We start from the raw sequence: 17,397 nt of genomic DNA, 5'->3' as shown, positions 1-17,397 counted from the left end.
ATGAAGAAGTTAATCTGTTTTATAGTAGTGTTGTGTTTGTGCCAGACTTTTAACCTGGCACACGCACAACGTTACCTGCCCGGACAAAAGGGAATCCAACTTACGGGCGGGATGGCGGACGGCTTTAAGAAGCCCGGTAAACCGGAATCGGCGTATTATTTCGGTGCTGCGCTTGCCACTTATACCAAAAACGGAAATCGTTGGGTTGTCGGGGCAGAATACTTCAATAAGGAATATGAATATAAGAATGTAACCGTGCCTGTAAGCCAGTTTACGGGCGAAGGCGGGTATTATATCAAAATCCTTTCCGACCGCCGGAAAACCTTCTTTCTGTCCTTCGGGTTGTCGGCTCTTGCCGGATACGAAACAAGCAACTGGGGAGATAAAGAACTATACGATGGTTCTACACTCACAAACAAAGATGCCTTTGTTTATGGTGGCGCTGCTACACTGGAACTGGAAACTTACCTGACAGACAGGGTGGTTATCCTTATCAATGCCCGTGAACGGATGCTGTTCGGTTCTTCCATCGGAAAGTTCCACACACAGTTCGGGGTCGGTTTTAAATTCATAATAAATTAGTGCGATATGAAAAAGATAATCAGGAACATATTAATGGGGGTGTACTTGATGGGAGCAATGCTGCTGGTGTTTTCTTGTGATGATAAGCTGGATGTTCAGCAGGTTTACCCGTTCACGGTAACAACGATGCCTGTACAAAAACGGATTAAGATTGGAGAAACGGCTGAAATCCGTTTTCAGCTTCAACGGGAAGGCTATTACGAAGAAACGAAGTATTTCATCAGGTATTTTCAGCCGGATGGCAAAGGAACGCTGCGGATGGCAGACGGAACTGTTTTTCTTCCAAATGATTTATACCCGCTTCCGGGCGAAACGTTCCGCCTGTACTATACTTCGGCTTCCACCGACCAGCAACAAATTGATGTATATATTGAAGACAGCTTCGGGCAGGTGGTACAGCTAACGTTTGCTTTTAATAATGAGAATGACAAAGAAGAGCAGAAGGAATAAGCGACTTTAGGTAACTTATTGAAAAACACTTGACAAAATTGCTTGTCAGGTGTTTTTTTATGGGTATTTTTGCAGAGATTTTAATTTGAACATTATGAGGATAAAAGGACTTTCTGTCGAAAACTATAGGAATTTGAGTACTGCAACGATTGCATTTGAGGAATCGTGTAATTTTATTGTGGGAGAAAACAACTTAGGAAAATCAAATATCCTAAATCTGTTGAATATTATTTTCACCAGAAGAGGTTTCGCTTATGATGATTTTACTGATGCTACATTACCCATAACTGTTAATGTTCGAATAAAACTTGCTATTGAAGAGATCGGACATTTCGAAGATCTATTTGATTTGGACGATTATACATATATAAACATTTTGTGTAGACAAATATCTCCAGATGAAAATATGGAGTTTTATCACTTAGAAACTGAAACCTATATTTCTCCTTCACTAATAAAATGTTTGAATTTTATCTACTATGATTCATTAAGGAATCCTATATCTGAAATTAATTTTGACAGTAGTCGTGGTGTTGGTCGTTTTTTATCCAGAATGATAAAAGATTATTTGGCAAATGAAGAAGGCGTTAGCTCAGAGAACTTAATTGATACTGAATTTACAGAAAGTTTATTAGCAGATGTAAATGCTAAACTTAGAAGAATAAAGTCTTTTAAAGACAATGGAATATCTGCCGTTTTAGAGGGAGATGTCTTACAACTGATTCCCAAATTATTTTCATTACAAGATGGCAAAGGTTCATCTCTTTCAAAATGTGGATATGGAATCCAATTCTTATTATTGGTTACACTTTCTATATTAGATAAACTTCAAACGATTTCAGATCAAAGGAAAGAAACAGGGGTCTTTGTGAATGAAGAAACAGGAAGTAAATCTATATCTGTAGTTTTAGGTCTTGATGAACCTGAAATTCACTTACATCCTTACATGCAGCGCTCATTAATAAAATACTTAAATAGAGTCATCAATAATCAAGACTCAGATTTAAGCATATTGATAAAAGAATTATTTGATATTGATAGATTTGATGGACAAATTATTGTCGCAACACATTCTCCGAGTATTATATTGAATGATTTTAGACAAATAATACGACTTTATAAAGACAATGGCGATACTAAAATTGTATCTGGAATAAATCTGACATTAGGAGAACAACTTGAAAAACATTTGCTGTTACATTTCCCTTTCATTAAAGAAGCCTTTTTTGCCAGATGTGCAATTTTTGTCGAGGGAGATTCTGAGTATGGTAGTTTTCCATTTTTTGCTCAGAAATGTGACATAGATTTAGATGAATATGGGATTTGTGTTATTCAAGCAGGAGGTGATTCTGTATTGCAGTTGATTCAGTTAGCTGAAAAATTCGGAATACCTTGCGTTGGTATTAAAGATAGTGACGGAGACCCAACCCCAAGTGGAATCCCTAATTTGTGGAAAACCATAGAGCGTGATTTTGAGGCGGAGTTAATGGCTTTAGTTGATTCTGGAAAAGAGGGTGTTTTACGCGATATTGTTATTGAATTTGATTCCGAAGGAGAAAACAGGGTAATGGAAGCTGCGGCATTGAATAAAAGAGCACATAAAAAATACAATTATTTACCTGCATCCACATCGACAAATTTGAAATTTTCTGAAATAAATGAAGCCGATATTGTAAATTTAAAGGCTTTTTATTCGACGTGGTTTTCCATAAATAAATCACAACCTTTAGGGCTTTTAATCGGGATGAAATTAAAAAAAGAGGACATCCCACTAATATTTGTATCCTTAATTGAACATGCTAAAGGTTTGTGCTCATGAGTCCCGAAGAAATATCTATTATTAAATCCCGAATAGAAGCAAAACATCAAGGGGATAATAAACAATTGGAAGTTATTTTTTCCCCCGACAAACGTCTCTTAGTTGAGGCTCCGGCTGGATATGGGAAAACTCATACAATGGTAAGTAGAATTGCATACCTGATAGCAATTGGGCAAATTCCTGTACCCAAAAGATTGTTGGCTCTAACGTTCAGTGTCAATGCCGCTTATAAAATAAAGAAAGATGTAAGCAAGAATATTCCCGAACTATTAGATGGTTTTGATAAACAAATAAACATAAAAGAGAAAACATACATATCAAATTATCATGGATTTTGTCGAAGTGTATTGAAGAAATACGGACATGTATTACATCCGGCTTTATCTAATTTAGACACATTACAATCGGTAGATGACAGTAGAAGTGATAATATTATGCGATCATTTAAGAGCATTTCATTGAATGATGCGAATGTTTTATCTGACTACAATTCTGCTGTAAAAGAAATAAAAGGAACTTATTTAAGAGATAATATTAACGAATATAATTCCGTAGTAATCGCTGAAATCTTGCAAAAAGGCGCAATTCCTTTTAATGCTATTATAACACTGACTATAAAGTTGTTTCAAGAGTACCCAAGTATTTTATCATTTTACCAAAATTATTATACAACAATACTTGTCGATGAGTTCCAAGATACAAATTTATTAAGCTATTGGCTTCTATATTATTTAATTTCAGAAAAATCTAATGTGCTTTTTTTAGGAGACTCTTTACAAAGAATTTATGGTTTTATCGGTGCTGTCCCCAATCTATTGACCAGAGCCAAAGAGCATTTTAATCTTAAACTTATTTCATTAGATAAAAACTACAGATTTTCTTCTAATGAAAATATGCTTCAATTGGATAAGATAATTAGACAAAATGCAATTACTCCATTTCAGAACCCAAATGCTTTAAGTTCAAAAGTAGAATTTAATATCTATGAAGATCAAGTCAAGGAAGCTTTAGAGGTGGTAATAAAATCACAAGAGATACAGCGTCAGTATCCAACTTCTAAAGTTGCAATATTAGCAAAGCAAAGAGGACCAAATATCGAACATATTATTAAAACATTTGACCACAACAAAATTTCTTTTTTTTATGGATTATTTACTGATGATGATCCAGAGTATTTGCAATTCAATAGGAAATGTCTTTATGAATTCATTGAGTTCCTCAAGATAAATACAAAGGTCACAAAGAAATTAGGTCGAAAGCATATAGATAAAATTAGAGAGATATATGTAGATAAAGATTCTCCTGTGATAAAAGCACTGTTGGAGTTACTGGAAATATTTTGGAGTCGCTTATTCATGGATTATTCATTCCTATCTAACGAAGACAAAATCAACTTAATAAAGGATACTTTTGAGCATAATGGCATAAAACAGTATATGGAATTTTTAGATACTCGAATTATTATTTCTACAGTTCATGCGGCTAAGGGCTTGGAGTGGGATTATGTGATATTGCCAGATATGGAAAAAGATTCGTTCCCTAATTGGTTTGGGCTATGCAGTAAATGTAAGTGTGGTGCAGATTGTAATTTCGTGATTAATAATGAAATAGAAAAATCATTTTTAGAAGAATTAAGTGTATACTATGTTGCTGTAACCAGAGCGAAAAAGCAGGTTTATTTTTCCGCAAGCAACACACAACTTACAAAAAACGGCACATACGAAAAGAATTACAGTTGTTTTATGAGATTACCAGGAATAGAGTTTGTGTAATCAATAAAAGAATACAAACATATTCTTTAAAAAGGCTTTTTGCTACTTTTTCTCCGCATCAGCTCATGGAAAAACCTTAGGTTTGCATTGTAATTATTTTATAAACTATAATGAGTGAACCATATGGAAAAAGAGAAATGTAAAGTCTATGTTACTATTTGGAACTCATTTTATTCATTTAATTTCAAGAACATTTAATGATTTACGTTATTAATTAAAAAGAAAGGAAAATAACAAGTAAATCAACATGGAAAGTAGGAATAACTTATGTTACTATTACGAACTTGTTATTTGTCTTGGATTAGACCTATATAAGAATTTAATCTGAAAGATATTTAAGGTTTTTAGGATATATTCAAGTGCCTTTCCAAATTATAAATCATTAAATCACTTTATCATGAAAGACTCTTATTTTATTGGAATTGATGTGAGTAAGAAAAACTTGGATTGTTGTGTGTTGAAGAATGGCTCTGTGGTCAAACAAGATGTTATTCCAAATCATCAAAAGAGTATCGAAAACTATTTATCTATAATTTGTGTGGAACAAAATATAGATGCGGAACAAATAGTAATATGTGCTGAATTTACAGGATTATATATTTATCCTTTAGCAATCTCTTGTCAAGTTGGAAACTATAAACTTTGGTTAGAAGACCCTACCCAAATAAAATACAGTTCCGGATTACAACGAGGGAAAAATGATCCGGTAGATGCTAAACGAATCGCTTTGTATGCGTATCGTTATGTAGATAAACTTAAAATATATAATCACCCGACAATAAGTATAGAATCGATAAAGCTATTATCAACAGAATTAAATATGCTATGTGTTGATAGAGCCAAATACCAAGCTCAATTATCAGATCAAAAGGAATATATGCCTGATTATGTCTATAAGTTGAAGTTAAAGAGATTATCCCTGCTTATTAAAGAATTGGATAAAGCAATATCTAATATTGAAGCGGAAATTGAGAGTATTGCAGCAAAAGATGCTTTGTTGTCTCATCAGATGAAATTATTATTGAGTATTGAAGGAATAGGAAAAAAGACTTCTTTAAAAATGATATTGGAAACACAAGCCTTTACGCGATTTACCGATAGTCGCAAATTTTGTTGTCATGCGGGTGTTGCGCCATTTAGTTACTCATCAGGAAGTAGTCAGTTCTCTAAAAATCGGGTTTCCCAAAGAGCAAATAAGAGTATAAAATCTCTACTTCATTTAGCTGCCTTATCTGCTATTCAAAATAAAAATAGTGGATTAAGGACGTACTACGATAGAAAAGTTGGCGAAGGCAAAAATAAAATGTCGGTATTAAATGCTATCAGAGCTAAGCTTGTAGCTCGGATGTTTGCTGTAATAAAGAATGACAATCATTACATATTTAATTATAATAATCAATATTCCAATCAGTAACGTGGTGTCTGATTATAAAAATATTAAATTCCTGACTATTTGTTAATATGATTTTCTTACCTTTGCCACATGAAATATTTATCCCTCATATTATCCATATATGTATTACTGCTATCAGTAATGCCTTGTTGTTTAGAGGATAAATGTTTATCTATATATGCTGAAATAAGCAATGATATAGGCAATAGTTGTGATGATTGCACCGATAATAGTTGCTGTTCTCCTTTTCTACATTGTAATACTTGTTACGGATTCCCGGAAGCTCGTTTTTATAATCCAATAGTTATAACTTTAGGCTCAACATCTGATTGCGAATCAGAATATATATTAAGAAATAATCTTCCTGATTTTAAATCTTCAATCTGGCAACCGCCAAAAGCATAAATCAACTTTTAATTTTACAGGACATTTAGAATATGCCCTGCGTTTTTTGCGATAATACATTATTTGTAGTATCGTAACTCCTATATCATTTCAAATTGAAGATTAAAAAGAAGAATAAAAATGAAAACAAAAATTATACTGATGTTATTTTTAGCATTCAGCTTTTCCAATATTTTCGCACAAAACACACTTAGAGTCAAATTAATAGATTGTGATAGCAAAGAGATATTAATAGGTGCTAATATTGTGCTACAAAACACAACGAACGGTACATCTTCCGATACCGAAGGTTTGGCGGTTCTCTCCAATATTCCTGATGGAAAACATAAGTTTGAAATTACTTATGTGGGATATGAAAAAACCATCAAAGAGTTTACATTCCCTTTGGCTTCGGATGAAGTTATTGTTATCAGGGTTGAAGCGGACGAAGAAACATTGCAGGAAATAGTTGTTTCTTCGACAAGGGGAACACGTACTTTTAAAGATATTCCTACACGCATTGAATTTATAAATGCCGAAGAATTAGGCGAAAAAGGGGTTATGAAACCCGGAGATATCCGTATGCTTCTGAATGAAAGCACGGGTATTATGACGCAACAAACATCTGCCATATCGGGTAATTCATCTATCCGTATTCAGGGCTTGGACGGTAGATACACCCAAATATTAAAAGACGGTTTTCCTGTATTTTCGGGTGCAGCAAGCGGATTAGGCTTATTACAGACACCGCCTCTCGATTTAAAGCAGGTTGAAATTATAAAAGGTTCTTCTTCTACCTTATACGGTGGCGGTGCGATTGCGGGTTTGGTAAACCTTATATCGAAAACACCTGAAAAAGAAAGGGATTTTTCAATACACCTGAACGGGACAACAGGCAAAGGACTTGATGTAAACAGCTTTTTCGGTCAGAAATTCAATAAAGTAGGTACTACCGTATTTGCATCGTATAACCGTAACTGGGCTTATGACCCGTCAGATGTAGGCTTTACAGCAATACCAAAATTCGATAGGTTTGTATTGAATCCAAAACTATTCTTATACCTGTCTGAAAATACAGACTTAAATTTCGGTATAAACTCCATGATAGAAACCCGTTTAGGTGGTGATATGGGATATTTAAAAGATAAAGGGGATGAAGAACATTCTTATTTTGAAAGAAACAAGACACAGAGGCATTCAAGCCAACTTACATTTGAACACCGTTTTGATAAACAAAACAGATTGAATGTAAAAAACAGTGTAACCTATTTCAGCCGTAAGATTGAGATTCCCGATTTTAAATTTGACGGAGAGCAGCTATCGTCTTTCTCGGAAGTATCCTATATACATACGAAAGAAAAGACAGAATGGGTAGCCGGTGCAAATATATGGACGGATAAATTTACCGAAAGGAAACTGACCGATTTTCCTTTGCGAGACTACAATATGACTACTTTAGGCTTATTTGTACAAAACAATACGAAAATAACGGACTGGATGAACCTTGAAACCGGATTGCGTACCGACTATGTTACCGATTACGGTTTTGCAGTACTGCCCCGTATATCGTCACATTTCAAAATAACGGATAAATTTTCATCCCGTGTAGGTGGCGGATTCGGATATAAAGCACCTACCATTTTTTCGGAAGATAGCGAACGCATACAGTTTCAGAATGTCTTGCCGATAGATGATGATAATAACAAACTGGAAAGAAGCTACGGGGCAAATGTGGATTTCACTTATAAAACAGGTTTGTTTGACGACCAAGTATATTTAAGTATAAACCAGTTATTCTTTTATACTTGCCTGAAAAATCCGCTTGAACTGCAAGCTGCGGATAATAACCGTTGGCAGTTTAACAACATAGACGGTCATGTGGACAGCAAAGGGGCTGAAACCAATATGAAAATAAAATATAAGGACTTTGGTTTATTTCTCGGATATACCTATACGGATGCTAAAGTTAAGGAAGACGGCAGAAGCTATCAGAAAACCCTTACACCGAAACATAAAATCAATTCTGTATTAATGTATGAGGTGGAAGATAAATGGAAAATCGGATTAGAAGCCTACTATACAGGAAAACAAAACTTGAATGACGGAAAAAAGGGAAAAGATTACCTTATCTGCGGATTAATGATGCAACGGATTTGGGAAAGATTCTCAATATATGCTAACTTTGAGAACTTTACCGACAGACGGCAGACAAGGTTCGACACCATTCATACAGGTTCGATGACTAAGCCCGAATTCCGGGATATTTACGCACCATTGGACGGTTTTGTTCTGAATGCCGGGATAATATTTAAATTGTAAAATGAATAAATCAATTTTTAAAATTGAACAAATGGATTGTCCGAGTGAGGAAAACCTCATTCGGATGAAACTTCAAAACGTAGAGGGTATTGCCAAACAGGAATTTGACCTGAAAGGCAGGGTATTGACTGTTTACCATACAGGCGACTATCAAATAATCGAACAACAGCTTGCTACCTTGAATCTCGGTTCACGCTTTATTGAAAGTGCTGAAATGACAGGCGAATTTAAGGCAGAGGAAGATAGTAAACAGCGTAAAGTCCTTTGGATTGTGTTGGCTATTAACTTCGGTTTTTTCCTGATTGAAATGTCAACGGGTATCATATCCAAATCAATGGGATTGGTTGCGGATAGTCTTGATATGCTTGCCGATGCTTTTGTATATGGATTAAGCTTGTTTGCGGTAGGTGCAGCCGTAAGCCGTAAAAAGCGGGTTGCCATGATTTGCGGATATTTCCAGATATTTTTGGCTGCAATCGGTTTTATAGAGGTAATCAGGCGGTTTACAGGTGCAGAAGAAATGCCTGTCTTTCAAACGATGATAGGTGTATCCATACTTGCTTTGATTGCCAATGTCATTTGTTTGCTTTTACTTCAAAGGACAAAAAGCAAAGATGCCCATATACAGGCAAGTATCATTTTTTCATCTAATGATGTGATTATAAATGCAGGGGTAATTCTTGCAGGATTCTTGGTATGGCAATTAAATAATCAGATACCAGACCTTATTATCGGTAGTATCGTCTTTCTTATTGTTATCAGAGGGGCAATAAGGATATTAAAACTTGCGAAGAATTAATTCTTCGCAAGTTTTAATATTTTCTTCAAAATAATTTGGAAATCTCATAAGAATAGTAGCGGGCGGTAAACTCCACCCGCCTTTATCTATCTCTTAACAAGCCATTCATTCCGCCGTTTCCGGCACTCTTCCAACGTTTTGGCTACCGTAGAGAAAAGTTCTCCATCCGTATGGCGATAATCATACTGAAAATATTCTGTTCCCCTGAACGCTCCCGCAATGAACGTTACATATTTTTCCTGTTCCGGCTCTTGGGTCGTGGACACTCCGTTTTTGTTTAGTGATTCCATATATTTACATTAAAAAAGTGAATAATAAGGCAATGAAAACCGCAGCTATCAAAAGGCTATACAATACAGATACAAATAACCGCAGGATAAAGCGGATAACGAAAAACGCAATTATCAATACCGCCCATATACCCGCCGAAGTGGACAGAAAATAAATTACTGAAGCCAGTAGCCCCACCCGGAACAATAACCTGAATAAACCGCTTGTTTTCATTATAAATTTATTTGTAGGCGGGTTTCCCCGCCCGGTGAATAATCAGGAAGCCCGAAAAACAAAACTATCTTCAAACCAGTAATCACCCATAAATAGGTCGCGGGCAAACTTTTCATAATCAAAGTATGTTTTTGCGAACTCCGGCAGTTCGTAGCACTGTTCTACAACTTCATAGGCATAATCTTCTTCATCGTTATATTTGCCCTGAAAATCGTCCCTGAAAGAAGAAATAAGGTCGTTTGCATCTTCGGTTGAAAGGTCATGCGAACCGTGATTACACCACACCATAAACGCTTCCTGCTCGTCTTCGCTTAAATCGTCCATTGCATCCCGGATGTCGAAAAAGTTATCAGATAACCAACTTTCTCCTATTAATTCATCCGGTATATTTTCCCAGTCCTGAAACATATATTCCGGGTCTTCTTCGTCTGCGTGTAACTCCTTACAAGCTTCGTAAAACTCGTCTTTGTCCGAAAAGTCGGAAAGGTCAAACCACTTGCCCTCGATTGAGCCATCGTTGTACTTTGCGTATGTACCTACATAAATCCTTGCTTCGCTTAAACTTGTTGCTTCCATAACTTCTGATTTTTTTAGATATATGCGGATTCTTGAGGTGAGGGAGTTGAGTTTCATAACCTTTTTTTCCTGCTTCTCGTAAATCCGACTTTTTTTATATGCGTCTTTCCGTCGGGTCGGTCGTTTTCGTTTCATATATGCCGGAAAGTGTAGGCTTTAGTCTTTGCAAGTTTTTGTGGAAAAATACTCTCTGGGCGAAGCGCAGCAGGAAGATTTTTGCATCAAACCCTTTAGGGCTTGAACTTTCAAAGACGTTAAGAAGCCGTAAATACTTTTGCATATAGAAATGGAAAGGAATAACCGCCCCGGTGGAATGACTGCCTATGGGAGTGGTTTACGGTTAAAGAAGCTGGCAAAAAAGCATTAGTTATTGAAATAGGATGATGACAAGCAATATTTGTATCTTTGCCTAATCAATAAAACATTAGAAATAATATTAATGCAATGGATATACAGCCAAATAATAAAATTCGTCTGGTTAATCGTAATGACTTAGATGCGTTGAAAAAAGTAATAGATTCTAATGAGTTATTTCCATCGGAATTATTAGATGAAATGATTCAACCATATTTTAGAGAGGGGAATGATACCGAGTTTTGGATAACTTATGAAGAAAACAATACCCCTATTGCGGTTGCATATTATGCACCTGAAAGAATGACGGTGGGAACTTATAACTTATATCTAATAGCTGTTCACCCTCACTTTCAAGGAAAAAGTATTGGACAAAAAATGCTTGAATATATTGAAAATCATCTGAAAAACCGGGGTGAACGCATATTGCTGATTGAAACTTCCGGATTACCTGAATTTGAAAATACAGTGGCTTTCTATAAAAAGAATCATTACGAACAAGAAGCTATCATACGGGAGTTTTATGCAAAAGGTGAGGATAAAATAATTTTTTGGAAAGCATTAGATAAATAAACTATATGAAAATGGCGAACTAACAAAGCTCGCCATCATTAGGTTATCACAATCTGTGATAAGTTATTTTTCTTCATCAGGTATTCTGTATCCTATGGGTTTTCTTGGTTTAGGGTCAGGTTTACTTAATAGCTGGGTTAAAGCTTGGTATATCTCGCTAAACTGTGCATCTGTACTTTCTTCCAGTTCTTCGATACGTTTAAGAAGTTCATCATATCCGATAACCATTTGTCGCATCAGGACAAATGCCCGCATAATAGATATATTTACATCTATTGCTGTTTGGCTTCTCAATACCGTAGAAAGCATTGCTACACCCTGTTCCGTGAAAACCATTGGGCTGACAGAACTGTGTTTTAGGGTTTCGGGGAACTGGTCACAAATTGTGACCAGTTGGTGAAACTCTTCTTTATCCAGTTCAAACATAAAGTCAGAAGGAAATCGCTGAATGTTACGTTTGACAGCCTGTTTGAGAACTTTTGTCTTTACATTATATAACTCCGCTAAGTGGAAGTCCAGCATTACCCTGTATCCCCGGACTTCAAAGATTTTGTTTTGAATGACTTGTAATTCCATATCTATTTGTATTTTAGTATTATACAGTGAAAATCGTTACCTAATTCGTTACCCATTGGTTACCTACTGGGAATAGGTAACTATTGAGCCACTTTTTTATAGATTTTCTCAATACCAGTAAACTGTTCGGAAAGTCCTTTCATATCGCTGCTAATCTTGCTATTAGTAATGCGGGCGTAGATTTGGGTCGTTTCAATATTAGTATGCCCCAGCATTTTAGAAACGGTTTCAATGGGAACTCCTTTACCCAGTGTCGTTGTGGTTGCAAAGGTGTGGCGGGCAAGGTGAAACGTAAGATTCTTCTTGATTCCGGCAAGGTCGGCAATCTCCTTCAAATAGGAATTAAGTTTTTGATTGCTGATTACAGGAAGGATTTTTCCGTTAGGTAGCTTATCCTTATACTTATCCAGGATCATTTTGGGAATATCCAATAACGGAACATTTACATCTATTCCGGTCTTTACACGCTTAGTCATAATCCAAAGGTTACCGTCAAACGATTTGCGGATATGTTCTTTTCTAAGCCCTGCTACATCTATGTAAGCCAAACCGCAAAAACAGGAAAAGAGAAATAAATCCCTAACGTGTTCCAGTCTTTCGGAAACAAGGTTGAGTTCAAGGATTTTCTTGATTTCATCTTCTGTAAGATATCCTCTATCAACCCTTTGTAAGCGTATTTTATAGTTAGCAAAAGGGTCGCCGACAATCAACCCATTATTACGGGCAATCAATACTATGCGTTTGAAGAACTGCATAAACTTGGCAGTCGTGTTATGGTTACATCTGCCAACTGTCATAAGATATACTTCAAAGTCATTGATAAACATATTGTTAATAGACTTCAAAGCTATATCGGAAAGGTTGTACTTAGCTTGGATGAAATTCGCAAGATGCTTGCGGGTTACTTCATACTTTTGATAGGTAGATGCAGATTTAGATAGACCTATAAGCTGCTTCACATCATCATTGTGCTTCTGAAATAAATTCAGCAACGTTTCGTGGTTCTCCGTATGCCCTAAAAATTCATTCTTGATTTGCTCGGCAGTAACATAGTTTTCACGCCGTTGTTGTTCATGGTAGATTTGGTGTAATGATGCTTTTATATCTTCCAGCAACTTATTGAGTTGTGCGCAGGACTTCCCGGTTGCTTTACCAGCTTTCACACTCCAATTATCGGGATGGATGCTTTGTTTTGTACTAAACTGGCAAATTTTTCCATCAACGGTAATTCTTGCCATAATAGTTACCTCTCCATTACGTTTTTCTGACCCTTTTTTCAGGTAAAAAAGGACTTTGAATGTACTCTTCATAATCTCACTTTTTAATGTTACAAAATTACTTTTAATGTATTAATTGTGAGATATATACAGGCTGTACAAATTTGGACAGCGAGAGGTCAATTTTGGACAAATCGTTACCGTTTCTGTCCGGAACGGAATCGGTAACGATTTAGGCACAGATTTGTGTCTTTTGAGGTCTTTTTAGTGTCTTTTATGCTGGACAAAATACAAACAAAAAAACCTACAAATCATTGACTTGTAGGTTTTTGTCCGTTTATTGTCTGTTTTTGTTCAGACCTTTCAGCGGAGAGACAGGGATTCGAACCCCGGGTACCTCGCGGTACAACGGTTTTCAAGACCGCCGCAATCGACCACTCTGCCACCTCTCCAATATTTTAACAAAACCGCATAAGCTATTCAGAAATAAGCTTTTCTTAACTCGCTTTCAGCAGTGCTTTCCTTCAAAAGCGGTGCAAAGATACAAAGAGATTTTAAATAAACAATAGATTAGACAAAAAAATATTCTTTTTATTGTTCTTTTTTGTTCTAAAGCAATAAAAGATGTTATCCAGCATAAAAACCAAAGTGACCTTACCTAATAATATAAAAAAACGACCTACCTTTGTGCTCTCAAAATTTCTACAAGGATAACCAAATTCTCTAATTAAATTTTTATGGAACTAAATAAGACCTTTAATGACGGCCTTTGGAGCAAAGAAGTTAACGTTAAAGACTTCGTAAGTAAAAACATTACTCCTTATTATGGGGATGCTTCTTTCTTGGAAGGACCAACTGAACGCACTAAAGCGATTTGGAACAAATGTTTGGAAGCTTTGGCTGAAGAACGCGATAACAATGGGGTTCGCTCTTTGGATTGCGCTACCGTTTCGACCATTACTTCACATAAAGCCGGATATATTGACCGCGAAAACGAATTGATCGTTGGTTTGCAAACTGACGAGTTGCTCAGACGCGCGATTAAACCGTTCGGCGGATTTAAAGTCGTAGAAAAGGCTTGCCGTGAAAATGGCTTGGAAGTAGATGAAAAGGTGAAAGAAATTTTCACTCATTATCGTAAGACGCACAACGACGGAGTATTCGATGTTTATACAGATGAAATTCGTACGTTGCGTTCTTTAGGTTTCTTAACCGGATTGCCTGATAACTATGCTCGTGGACGTGTCATTGGCGACTACCGCCGTTTGGCTTTATACGGCACAGACCGATTGGTCGCTGCTAAGAAAGAAGACTTGCACCATCTAACAGGTCCGATGACAGAAGATCGCATTCGCTTACGCGAAGAGGTGATGGAGCAAATCAGAGCATTAAACGACATCAAAACGATGGGCTCTTTCTACGGATTGGATCTTGGCAGACCGGCATATACCGCTCAAGAAGCCGTGCAATGGGTTTACATGGCTTACTTAGCTGCCGTTAAAGAGCAAGATGGTGCAGCCATGTCATTGGGTAATGTCTCTTCATTCCTTGATATTTACTTAGAATACGAATTGAATCAAGGTACAATCACAGAATCATTTGCTCAAGAGTTGATCGACCAGTTTGTCATTAAACTTCGTATGGTACGTCAATTGCGTATGCAGTCGTACAACGACATCTTTGCGGGCGACCCAACATGGGTGACCGAAGCTATCGGTGGTCGTTTCAACGACGGACGTACAAAGGTGACTAAAACCTCTTTCCGTTTCTTACAAACCCTTTATAACTTAGGTGCATCGCCTGAACCAAACATGACTGTGCTTTGGAGTTCGGAATTACCGGAAGGCTTTAAGGCATTTTGTGCTCAAGTCTCTATCGACACATCTTCTATCCAATACGAGAACGATGACTTGATGCGCGAGGTTCGCCAATCGGACGACTACGGTATTGCTTGTTGCGTCTCTTACCAAGAGATCGGTAAGCAAATCCAATTCTTCGGTGCACGTTGCAACTTAGCTAAGGCTTTGTTGTTGGCCATCAACGGTGGTCGATGCGAAAACACCGGTACGGTGGTCATCGAAAATATCCCGACGTTAACCAGCGACTCGTTGAAGTTCGAAGAGGTGATGGCTAATTACAAGAAGGTGTTGATCGAAATGGCTCGCATCTACAACGAGTCAATGAACATCATCCACTATATGCACGATAAGTATTATTACGAAAAAGCTCAGATGGCTTTCGTAGACACTAACCCACGCATCAACTTGGCGTATGGTGTGGCCGGATTGTCAATCGCAATCGACTCATTATCGGCTATCAAGCATGCTAAGGTAACTGCACGTCGCAATGACATCGGGCTAACTGAAGGATTCGACATTGAAGGCGAATTCCCTTGCTTCGGTAATGATAACGACAAAGTAGACCACTTGGGTGTGGACTTGGTGTATTTCTTTAACGAAGAATTGAAGAAGTTGCCAATCTACAAAAATGCACGCCCTACCCTTTCATTACTAACCATCACATCGAATGTGATGTATGGTAAAAAGACCGGCGCAACTCCTGATGGACGCGCTAAAGGTGTAGCGTTTGCTCCGGGTGCGAACCCAATGCACGGACGTGATAAGAATGGAGCAATTGCTTCATTGAGCTCAGTCGCTAAATTGCGCTACCGTGATTCACAAGATGGTATCAGTAACACCTTCTCTATCGTTCCAAAATCTCTTGGTGGAACAGCGGAAGATAGAATCGACAATTTGGTAACCATGATGGATGGCTACTTTACTAAAGGTGCGCATCACTTGAACGTGAATGTGTTGAACCGCGATATGCTATATGATGCGATGGAACATCCAGAAAACTATCCACAGTTGACCATTCGCGTATCGGGATATGCTGTAAACTTTGTGAAGTTGAGCCGTGAGCATCAGCTAGAGGTGATCTCACGTAGTTTCCACGAACGCATGTAAGACGAAACATGATGATAAACGTACATTCATATGAAAGTATGGGAACATTCGACGGGCCGGGCTTACGGCTCGTCGTTTTTCTTCAAGGTTGCAATTTCCGTTGCTTATATTGCGCCAACCCCGACACTATAGCGGCTAAGGGGGGAACACCAACAGCACCGGAAGAGATTGTTCGCATGGCAGTCAGCCAGCGACCATTCTTTGGCAAACGCGGAGGAATAACGTTTTCAGGAGGTGAGCCGACGTTTCAGGCTAAAGCACTCATCCCACTCTTTGAGCAACTCAAAGCAGAAGGGATACATATTTGTTTAGATAGTAACGGTGGACTATGGAATGACGACGTAGAACGACTTTTACAACTGACTGACCTGGTCTTGCTCGACATTAAACAGTTCAACCCCAGCCGACATCAACAACTCACAGAGCGGAGCAATGAACAAACCCTCCGAACAGCCCAATGGCTAGAGGAGCATCAACGTCCGTTCTGGTTGCGTTATGTCTTGGTTCCGGGATATAGTGACTTTGAAGAAGACATCCGTGCCTTAGGAGAAGCTCTTGGCGATTATGAGATGATCGAGCGCGTAGAAATCTTACCCTATCACAAACTGGGTGTACACAAATACGAGGCAATGGATCTAGACTATCGATTGGCTCACGTCAAAGAGAACACACCCGAACAGATTGAAAAAGCTGCCGACTTATTCAAGAGCTATTTCAAGAATGTGGTCGTCAATTGAGGTCAGCCGATAAGAAGTTAATGAATTAAATTAAATCAAATTCATTCATTAAGAGCACTTCATCAGACAAACGTACTCAACTGAAGCATGATCAGAAAAACTTGATTAAAAAAGATAAGCGTAATCGAATAAAGATAGACGCGATCAAATAAATGCGGACGCCCCAAATAGCTTTTAAAGCCATTCGGGGCGTTTATTATCTGGATCATTCATGTTGTCCAAATCTAATATTAGTCAGTTTATTCTAAACGTCAGTCTATTCCAAAGTCAGTCTACTCCAAACGAATAATCGACTCCAGACGTCAACCTATTCCAGACGAATAAGCTGTTCAATACAACTATTTTTTCAAGACCAATTCTTCCTATCTTCTAATAT

General features: G+C 37.4%; 14 protein-coding genes and 1 tRNA gene. 10 read left to right on the top strand and 5 right to left on the bottom strand.

The window, feature by feature from the left end; genetic code table 11:
- The 7 genes from AC4PG5_RS01615 to AC4PG5_RS01585 all read left to right on the top strand — a co-directional run bounded on the left by AC4PG5_RS01615 (position 1) and on the right by AC4PG5_RS01585 (position 9,518).
- A complete protein-coding gene (locus tag AC4PG5_RS01615; protein ID WP_288210206.1) occupies positions 1–582 on the top strand; it encodes a conjugal transfer protein TraO in 582 nt (193 codons plus the stop codon).
- 6 nt (positions 583–588) lie between these two features.
- Positions 589–1,032: a DUF3872 domain-containing protein gene (locus AC4PG5_RS01610; RefSeq protein WP_480376085.1), complete on the top strand. Its 444-nt coding sequence runs from the start codon at positions 589–591 to the stop codon at positions 1,030–1,032.
- A gap of 94 nt (positions 1,033–1,126) precedes the next feature.
- Entirely contained in the window at positions 1,127–2,851 is a 1,725-nt protein-coding gene (locus tag AC4PG5_RS01605; protein ID WP_492029740.1) for an ATP-dependent nuclease, read from the top strand.
- The gene (locus AC4PG5_RS01600) at positions 2,848–4,623 is read left to right on the top strand and encodes a UvrD-helicase domain-containing protein (protein WP_492029739.1); all 1,776 of its coding nucleotides are present in this window, start codon (positions 2,848–2,850) and stop codon (positions 4,621–4,623) included. Before AC4PG5_RS01605 ends, AC4PG5_RS01600 begins: the two co-directional genes overlap by 4 nt.
- A 397-nt stretch (positions 4,624–5,020) precedes the next feature.
- The gene (locus tag AC4PG5_RS01595; protein ID WP_492029738.1) at positions 5,021–6,037 is read left to right on the top strand and encodes an IS110 family RNA-guided transposase; all 1,017 of its coding nucleotides are present in this window, start codon (positions 5,021–5,023) and stop codon (positions 6,035–6,037) included.
- A 504-nt stretch (positions 6,038–6,541) separates the two neighbouring features.
- On the top strand, positions 6,542–8,719 hold the full coding sequence (locus AC4PG5_RS01590; protein WP_006844349.1) for a TonB-dependent receptor: 2,178 nt from the start codon (positions 6,542–6,544) through the stop codon (positions 8,717–8,719).
- 1 nt (position 8,720) lies between these two features.
- Positions 8,721–9,518 (top strand): cation diffusion facilitator family transporter, encoded by a 798-nt coding sequence (locus AC4PG5_RS01585; RefSeq protein WP_080904110.1) that lies wholly within the window; start codon positions 8,721–8,723, stop codon positions 9,516–9,518.
- 86 nt (positions 9,519–9,604) lie between these two features.
- On the opposite strand, the gene AC4PG5_RS01580 is transcribed toward AC4PG5_RS01585, so the two are convergent.
- Entirely contained in the window at positions 9,605–9,808 is a 204-nt protein-coding gene (locus AC4PG5_RS01580; RefSeq protein ID WP_288210202.1) for a DUF3873 family protein, read from the bottom strand.
- A 256-nt stretch (positions 9,809–10,064) separates the two neighbouring features.
- The gene (locus tag AC4PG5_RS01575) at positions 10,065–10,598 is read right to left on the bottom strand and encodes an antirestriction protein ArdA (protein WP_288210308.1); all 534 of its coding nucleotides are present in this window, start codon (positions 10,596–10,598) and stop codon (positions 10,065–10,067) included.
- Positions 10,599–11,042: 444 nt separating this feature from the next.
- Here AC4PG5_RS01575 and AC4PG5_RS01570 point away from each other — a divergent pair, with 444 nt between their 5' ends.
- The gene (locus AC4PG5_RS01570) at positions 11,043–11,525 is read left to right on the top strand and encodes a GNAT family N-acetyltransferase (protein ID WP_288210201.1); all 483 of its coding nucleotides are present in this window, start codon (positions 11,043–11,045) and stop codon (positions 11,523–11,525) included.
- Between the two features lie 63 nt (positions 11,526–11,588).
- On the opposite strand, the gene AC4PG5_RS01565 is transcribed toward AC4PG5_RS01570, so the two are convergent.
- The 3 genes from AC4PG5_RS01565 to AC4PG5_RS01555 form a co-directional block, all read right to left on the bottom strand.
- Entirely contained in the window at positions 11,589–12,101 is a 513-nt protein-coding gene (locus AC4PG5_RS01565; protein ID WP_025003714.1) for an ORF6N domain-containing protein, read from the bottom strand.
- 80 nt (positions 12,102–12,181) lie between these two features.
- On the bottom strand, positions 12,182–13,411 hold the full coding sequence (locus tag AC4PG5_RS01560; protein WP_288210255.1) for a site-specific integrase: 1,230 nt from the start codon (positions 13,409–13,411) through the stop codon (positions 12,182–12,184).
- Positions 13,412–13,685: 274 nt separating this feature from the next.
- Positions 13,686–13,770: transfer RNA gene (locus AC4PG5_RS01555), tRNA-Ser, on the bottom strand.
- Between the two features lie 285 nt (positions 13,771–14,055).
- Here AC4PG5_RS01555 and pflB point away from each other — a divergent pair.
- Both pflB and pflA read left to right on the top strand, forming a co-directional pair.
- Positions 14,056–16,284 (top strand): formate C-acetyltransferase, encoded by a 2,229-nt coding sequence (pflB, locus tag AC4PG5_RS01550; protein WP_492029737.1) that lies wholly within the window; start codon positions 14,056–14,058, stop codon positions 16,282–16,284.
- Positions 16,285–16,295: 11 nt separating this feature from the next.
- Positions 16,296–17,021, top strand: coding sequence for a pyruvate formate-lyase-activating protein (gene pflA, locus AC4PG5_RS01545; protein WP_492030660.1), 726 nt, complete (start codon positions 16,296–16,298; stop codon positions 17,019–17,021).
- Positions 17,022–17,397 lie beyond the last annotated feature (376 nt).

It is taken from the genome of Bacteroides sp. QWL-09 (assembly GCF_058683585.1).
The sequence above is the reverse complement of the archived record's forward strand: the minus strand, read 5'-3'. Positions and strand labels throughout refer to the sequence as shown.